Origin of the sequence: Limnospira sp. PMC 1279.21 (genome assembly GCF_032349615.1) — a bacterium.
GTDB lineage: Bacteria > Cyanobacteriota > Cyanobacteriia > Cyanobacteriales > Microcoleaceae > Limnospira > Limnospira fusiformis.
Genome location: NZ_JARPLU010000199.1, coordinates 1 through 7,498, shown reverse-complemented (window position 1 = coordinate 7,498; position 7,498 = coordinate 1). Strand labels below are relative to the sequence as shown.

Here is a 7,498-nt window from a genome sequence, read left to right as displayed (position 1 = left end):
GGCCATGGATTCCGTTCTCAAAGCTGCGTCCTAACCACCTTGACTAATGCTATAGAAAAGGCGATCGGTCAAAAATTGACCCTGAGACAGGTGCAGAAATTGGTGAAGGAAACGAAAGTATCAGAACTGCCAGACCAATTGGAAACTGAGATCTCCGACCTAGCCAAACAATTCCGACGTTCAAAGGCTAGGCTATCCCCTCAAAAACGTTCTGAAATTGAGGGACTGCTGAAACGGTTGAAGTTACTGCTTTATGAAGACAATTGAAAATTTTTGAGGATTTATTTTCCCATACGGTATCAGGGTGAAATTATTATATGTCTAAGTCAAATTGCAACTTCTATTGGAAGCATCTCATAATCTGCGTGGCTCCTTTTTCCTAGAGCAGATGGGAGTAGAGTTTCATAGATTCAAAACGCTATACTTTCATTTGATGTGGCATTCATGCAATGACTGTGGAGAGATTAAAAAATATCTTTCTGCTTTTGTTTCCACAATGCTAATGTCAAATAAACAATTGCGTGCAATCCAAGTAAAAACCAGTTTAAACTCAAATTAGACCAGGTTGGATCGTAAACAGGTGTCACTTCAAAAGGTTGAGGAATAATGCTCCCGTCGGGAGTTTTCATCGGTTCCGGCACCATTGCATTCACATCAACTAAAGCCCCATAAGCCCCCACAGACCAACGACTGAGCATCAACCAAGAAATAATTTTTCCGATTCCTTCCATTTTGAACAACACTCCCGAAAAAATAATTTGAGGAAGTAACAATAGAGGAAGGGCTGTATTTGCTTGAGTCTCATTATGAACAAAACAGGAAACTGCCCAACCCAAACAACCACTCGTAACTAAGGTTAGAAAGGTGGTTATACTGAGTCCAATAAGCCAAGGTATTAATGTTGGTTCTGGAGATTTAAAACCCAGTATCACAACCGCAGCCATTAACAATGTTTGCGCTAATCCTAAAAAGCATAAAACCAGAATTTTGGATCCCAGGTAAGGAAACAAACCCAAGTTCACAAGACGTTCACGGGCATAAATAGCTGATTCTCGGATAATCGTTTGCAATGATCCTGACAACCCGACCCAAATAGCCGCACAGGTAAATACAAATAGAACGCGCAGAGCTAAAGGAGCCAGGGTCGGATCGGAACCGTCGCCAAGAATCAGGGGTTCTTGCTCGCGGATAGCCAAAGTAATCAAGGCAATTCCAATGGGAGCAGTTAGCAATGATAGTCCTAAGTTAAATCGGTCAGCTAAAACCAATTGGATGTCTCGTTGTAAAAGTACCCTTATTTGCCTCAGAGCAGAAGGCTTAACCTGTTTTGGTTTATCTTTGAATTTTGTCGTCGTTTGATTTGCTTGATTTATTCCAGGAGAATTGGCATTAATTTTACCGGGAATAATCAGAGCATCTCGGACATATTTTTGGTAGTCAGTATGCTGTTTAAATCGAGTATTCCACTGTTGGCAATAATCTTCGATGGAGCAGCCTTGATTTTCTTCTGGAGACTTTTCCAGTTCATTATAAATTTCTGCAAAGTCATCCCGTCCTACATTAAAAAAACTAGGAGCTTCGCTAGGGGGTCCGAAGTAACAGAGATTTCCTCCCCTTCCCATAAAGGCAACGCGATCGCACAAAGTGATGTTTGCAGTAGCATGGGTAACAAGAGCTACAGTTCGATTTTCTGAGTGAGCTAACTTTCGCAGAAGTTGCATCATTTTTTTGTCTAATCCTGGATCGAGTCCTGATGTGGGTTCGTCGAGGAAAAATAACTTGGGGTCTGCTAAAAGTTCAACGCCAATGCTGACTCGCTTCAATTGACCACCACTTAGTTGGCTAATTAGGGTATGCCGTCGATCTAAAAGTTCAATTTCAGTCAGAGTTTTTTGAATAACTGCCTCAATATTTGTATCAGGGGGAAGGCGTAATTGAGCAGCAAAAGTGAGAACCCGATCAACCGTCAGATTTCTATGTACGATATCTTCTTGAGGTACATAGCCAATTTGGGTACGGTAGATATTAAAATTTTGTTGCAGGTCTGAGCCGTTTAAATAAACATATCCTCCAGAAAGAGGTTGAATACCTAGCAGTGTCTTCAAAAGAGTTGATTTTCCCGTTCCACTTCCGCCAACAATTGCAATCAGTTGACCGGGTTCGAGTGGAATTGAAACACAATTGAGCAAAGTTTGGCTGTTTCGGGAATGTTTGGAAACAATGCGGGTAACTTCCCAAGCATCAAGACGCAATTTATCCCCCCGGTCTTGAAGGGTGAGGCGATCGCCACTCAACACCAAAATAAATGAACCGATGCGAATTGTGCAACCATCGGGAAGCCGCATAGATTGATTGACTTTCTGTTCGTTGACGAAAACACCATTTGTACTGTAGTCAAATAACTGGTAGTACCCACCATCAAACTTGTCAATGACAGCGTGCTTTCTGGAAACTACAGGAGAATCAAGAACCAAGTTACAAGATGGGTCGCGACCTAGCACAATCGAACGGTTTTTGATACTAATTGATTGATTTCTCGTGGTGCTAGAGACAATGAATTTAGGGTTTTGGGGATTATGGTATTTCAGACGAATGAGAGTCATAGGATCTTGACCAATTTGCAACTCAGCCCCGTCGAATAATTGATAATATTCCACAACCCCTACCCGGCGTTGATCAACAAGCAGTCCATTTCGACTGGGTTGGCGAGTACCATTTTTGGTGATACCGTCGTAAATCTCATATTCATCGCCGTTGCGAGTTAAAGTAGCCTGGTAACGAGAAATTGCTAACCAGTCTTCGGGAATCTTTAAATCTGCATCAGTAGCCCTACCAAGTATCAGTTGAGCCTTTGTCAGTGCAAATGTGACGGTTTGGGTCTGGTTTGTCAGTTCCAGATATGGATCGGAAGATTTTTCAAGCTGGGTTTTAGGTAGACTATGGCTCATGGGTTATGAAAACTATGCTATTAAGTTTTTTATCTTAAATTTTTTCAAGGTCAATCCGTTAAAACTTAAAAGAAAATTTATATTTCTTGGCTTGAGTTTCAGAGTTAAGCGTGTTATTGTTGGAATAAATAGGTATAAGCAATAAAGACAGTTCGTACTTACCAATGAACTGGTTGAGGAATTACTATGGCTGACCATTCTTTATTAAACCACCGCTATCAAATCATTCAGCCTTTAGGTTCTGGCGGTTTTGGAGAAACATTTCTGGCTGAAGATACTCAAATGCCATCCGGGCGAAGGTGCGTCATTAAACAACTAAAGCCTGTTACGGATAATCCTGATATTTATCAATTAGTACAAGATCGGTTTCAACGAGAAGCTGCTATTTTAGAGGAACTGGGAACGGCTCATCAACAAATTCCAACCCTCTACGCCTATTTTCGTGAAAATGACTTATTTTATCTGGTTCAAGAGTGGATCGAAGGTCAAACCTTAACGGACTACGTTCATCGCCACGCTTCAATGCGTGAAAGCTCTGTCCGAGCCATGCTAGTCAGCTTACTGTCTGTTCTGGAATATGTTCACAGTAAGCAAATTGTTCATCGCGACATTAAACCTGACAATATTATGCTGCGATCGAGCAATTTAGAACCTGTATTGCTTGATTTCGGTGCCGTCAAAGAGACGATGGGAACTGTACTGAGTCACTCTGGAAATCCGACGCGATCGGTGGTTGTTGGTACACCGGGGTTCATGGCTAGTGAACAAGCTATAGGTCGCCCTATATACAGCAGTGATTTATACGCTTTAGGATTGACTGCCATTTTCTGCCTAACTGGAAAAGTTCCGCAAGAATTTTCAACAGATCCTCTCAGCGGAAATCTCCTTTGGCGCTCTGAAGTTCCGACAATTACACCAAGTTTTGCTAACGCCATTGAACAAGCTATTCAATCTCATCCAGACAAGCGTTTTTCGACGGCTGGCGAAATGCGAGCTGCGCTGAATTTCACATCTCATACAGGTACTTCTGTTTCCCGGACTGGGCAACCTACAGCTACAATAATTTCTAGCAATCCCAACCAGCAACCTCCAACAATTGTTTCTTCTGTTCCCGTAAGTCAAGCAGCTACTATTCTTTCTCCAGCTCAGTCTATGAGTCCGACAGCATTACAAAATCCATCAACAATGCCAGAATGGGCTAAAGCAGTATTAACGGGTGGAATAATTGGCAGTTGCATTATTGTTGGACTTTTTGTCTCAAGATTTTGGAATAGTGTTGCTGATAATGCAATAGACAATCCTATAGCCGTTGAGGTTCAGCCGACAACTACAGCTTCTGCAAGCCAGACACCATCGCAATCGGAATCAGAAGCCGAATCTCAGCCACCAAAGCCTGCTGTACAAGCAATACCATCTATTACAGAAGAAAAAGCTGTTGCATTAGTTAAACAATGGCTTCAGTCTAAATCCAAAATTTTTGCACCTCCTTATAGTCGAGATGCTGCCCGTAATTTAACCACAGGTGCATTACTCACTGATTTAGTTAAAGCCGATGGCCCCATAAATTGGCTACAAAATAATAATGCTTATTATCAGTATGGAATTCAGCGCGTTGATTCTGTAGAGCGTTTTGAATCAGATGAAAACAATGCAACAATAGAGCTGATAGTTACAGAAGATGGCACATTATATCGCAACGGCAGACCCGATCCCAATAATGCTTATTTCAGTACATCCAGATATCGATATACCATAAAAAAAGAAAATAATCAGTTAAAAATATCCTGGTATCAAAAAGTTGATTAAATACATCATGGCTGTGCATAAATATTTTTTCAAAAATAATCATAAAAATCAGGGTGAACGTCAAGGATTGAGACGTGCCTATTTAGCGACTAATAATTACCCGAATAAAAAGCATTTATCAAGGTTAGCTTGGACTACAATTGTTATGTCAGTGAGTTTAGTTTTAGGACTAAGTGGAGCAGCTATTTTGTACTTTGTATTTCCTCCTAAACCTTCATTAAATAATGATCGCTATTTAGATAATACAATTTTTCGAGAGCCACCTAATAGTATAGATTTATCTCCAGATTCTGTAGATTTAAATATAACTTCTAGACTGGAATCAAGAGAAGGTATTAACCCCAATTGGGTTTATAATGTCACTAATCCTACTCACTTTAAGCCCAATGATAATTTACAAAATATTGTTAATGAAGTTGTTTATACTGCCAGAATGCGAGGTCTTCCAACTAATTCTTTATCTATACACTTGATTGATTTAAATAAACAAACTGAAGGCACTTATCAAGCTGATGTTTTTCGTTATCCTGCCAGTATCCCGAAATTGTTTTGGTTAGTCGCGTATTATTCCTTACAAGCAGAGCGCAACATTCCTCCTCAACCAATTGATTTACCAAAAATGGGATGTGTTACTACTATTTGTAAACTCATCCAAAAATCTGATAATGAAGCAGCTAGCCGAATTGTAGATTTTATCACTGATACCACATCTATTTCCCATACAGAAGACTACCAAACTTGGCTAAATAAACGCTATTCTGTCAATTATTTCTTTCAAAAATCAGGATATTCAGGAATAAATATCAGTCAGAAAAATTTTCCCATCCCCTATTTGGGAATGAATTATCCTCAAGGATGGGATCTGCGTATGCGTGGTGATAATCAGCCTCCAATTCGTAATCAAATGACGGCTCGACATGCGTCTAGATTAATGTATGAAATTGCTACTTATCAAGCTGTTTCTCAAACCACATCAATGCAAATAATGTCACTGCTTAAAATAGATTTAAATCCTCAAGTTTGGAAGCCCGAGGAATATGATTCAGTTGATGGTTTTTTAGGAAAAGGAATTTATCAAAATCGACAAAAGATTGATTTTTATTCAAAAGTCGGGTGGACTAATGATTCTCGGCTCGAAGTCGCTTTAATTCATCATAGGTCTAAAAATAGAGCCTATATTATATCAGTCTTTGGCGATGGGGCTGCTTATGGAGAGGATTGGGAATTTTTTCCAATTATTTCACGCTTAGTTTATGAAAGAATGTTCGAGTAAAGAAAATAATGAGTTTTTGAAAATTGGCCAATCATTGGGGTGTATTTCTGATATTATTTTGGGTATCTGACTGGGTTTTTGCAGAGACTGGCAACATTCAGCAGATTGCGGACGGTACAGAAATAGATAAAGTTAGAATTGACATCGATCAATTTTCCACTTTTCCTTGATTTAATTATTGAAAAACTATTCATTCAGCTTATGACTATGCACAAGCCGAAGTTAATAAAATACAAAAAGTTTTTTTATTTTTGGGGATTATCAATCATTGTTTTATGGCTTATTTTGGTTCAATTTCCTGCTAATTCAAAAATAGATAGCCAATACCATGTTCTTATAACTAGGTCTAGTTTGCCTGTTTTAAAGAGCCAAGGAGGACAGGATGTGGAGGCTATGTATTCTCGTTTAGAAAACTTTGCACAGGAGGGAGACTGGCGTAAGGCTGATGAGCAAAACTGGGAATTAATAAAGCAAGTTGGTAATAGATGGGGCAATTTAGGAAGCCAAATCCATCCAGAAGAAATTGCTCAAATTTCTTGTTCAGATTTGAGGAGAATTGATGAGGTTTGGAAGAAGCACTCAAATGGAAACTTTGGTTATAGTGTTCAACTTAAAGTTTGGAGAGAGCAATTCAATACTACTCAACTTCAAGGGTTGATGGAGGGGGAGCGAAATCGTGAAGTTTTTCAAGCATCTCTTCGGTTATATGCAGCTTTGGGATGGTTGATTACTCCTTCTTCTAAGAGGAATTACCAGAACTTTATATTTGATTTGCAAGCACCTCCAGGACATTTACCTTGTTATTCGGGAAATTCAGTAAATCATTGTTACACAGCCTGTGACTCAGGGAGAGCACCTGGCTTTTGTGGGGGTGTAGTTGTGGAAAATTCTCGGTTTTTGGAATGTAGGCTTTAACCCCGTAAGTTACACTATGAAATCTAAATTTATTTATTTTCTAATGCAGAAACTTGCCCTGTCTTTTCTATGCTTAATATTTGGCACTTTAGCCACAATAGAGACTTCTTTCGCCTATCCCCGTCTTAACTGGCGCAGTGCTGATTTTGAAGGTCGAAGAGTGATTGCGGAGTCGGCTTGGCAAACTGAGGCAGAGGCTCAAAAAAGAGGTGAGGCTCTTCATTTTGAGCATGGATTTGGGAATTTAGGGGTTCTCTGGATTCCCTATTATGAAAATCTCTCAGGACGAAGACTCTATCAAACGATTATTGTTCCTGAAGGAAATTGCGATCGCTTCTTACGTCAGAACATTCATAAGATTGATGGCAATGCTTACTGCTTTACCCCCAGTAATCGCGGCTTACCGGCTAATCGCAGAGGAGTAGCCATGTAGGTTGGGTGAAACGCAGTGAAACCCAACATCATTTACAGATGCTGGCGTTGGGTTTCGTACCTCCACCTAACCTATAATAATTAACAATTAATAATTAATAATTAATAATTTTAGCCATGTAGG

5 protein-coding genes and 1 pseudogene are annotated in these 7,498 nt (G+C 39.7%); 5 read left to right on the top strand and 1 reads right to left on the bottom strand.

Annotated features, from left to right (window positions below; all coding sequences use genetic code 11):
• Window positions 1-267, top strand: a pseudogene (locus P5683_RS21135) (hypothetical protein); the annotation flags it as partial.
• 197 nt (window positions 268-464) lie between these two features.
• Here P5683_RS21135 and P5683_RS21130 read toward each other — a convergent pair.
• Window positions 465-2,948 carry an FHA domain-containing protein gene (locus tag P5683_RS21130; RefSeq protein WP_008056683.1) on the bottom strand — a complete coding sequence of 828 codons (2,484 nt, stop codon included), beginning with the start codon at window positions 2,946-2,948 and terminating at the stop codon, window positions 465-467.
• A gap of 186 nt (window positions 2,949-3,134) precedes the next feature.
• Between P5683_RS21130 and P5683_RS21125 the strand changes: the two genes are divergently transcribed.
• The 4 genes from P5683_RS21125 to P5683_RS21110 all read left to right on the top strand — a co-directional run bounded on the left by P5683_RS21125 (window position 3,135) and on the right by P5683_RS21110 (window position 7,375).
• Window positions 3,135-4,754, top strand: coding sequence for a protein kinase domain-containing protein (locus P5683_RS21125; RefSeq protein ID WP_006621759.1), 1,620 nt, complete (start codon window positions 3,135-3,137; stop codon window positions 4,752-4,754).
• Window positions 4,755-4,761: 7 nt separating this feature from the next.
• On the top strand, window positions 4,762-6,027 hold the full coding sequence (locus tag P5683_RS21120; protein ID WP_006621760.1) for a serine hydrolase: 1,266 nt from the start codon (window positions 4,762-4,764) through the stop codon (window positions 6,025-6,027).
• Window positions 6,028-6,165: 138 nt separating this feature from the next.
• On the top strand, window positions 6,166-6,942 hold the full coding sequence (locus P5683_RS21115; RefSeq protein ID WP_273248355.1) for a GUN4 domain-containing protein: 777 nt from the start codon (window positions 6,166-6,168) through the stop codon (window positions 6,940-6,942).
• Between the two features lie 16 nt (window positions 6,943-6,958).
• Window positions 6,959-7,375, top strand: a complete 417-nt coding sequence (locus P5683_RS21110; protein ID WP_006667993.1) for a hypothetical protein — start codon at window positions 6,959-6,961, stop codon at window positions 7,373-7,375.
• Window positions 7,376-7,498 lie beyond the last annotated feature (123 nt).

Excerpts from the sequence above, each read along its gene's own strand:
- P5683_RS21110 (WP_006667993.1), top strand. The coding sequence starts at position 6,959 with ATGAAATCTAAATTTATTTATTTTCTAATGCAGAAACTTGCCCTGTCT.
- P5683_RS21120 (WP_006621760.1), top strand. The coding sequence starts at position 4,762 with ATGGCTGTGCATAAATATTTTTTCAAAAATAATCATAAAAATCAGGGT.
- P5683_RS21130 (WP_008056683.1), bottom strand. The coding sequence starts at position 2,948 with ATGAGCCATAGTCTACCTAAAACCCAGCTTGAAAAATCTTCCGATCCA.
- P5683_RS21125 (WP_006621759.1), top strand. The coding sequence starts at position 3,135 with ATGGCTGACCATTCTTTATTAAACCACCGCTATCAAATCATTCAGCCT.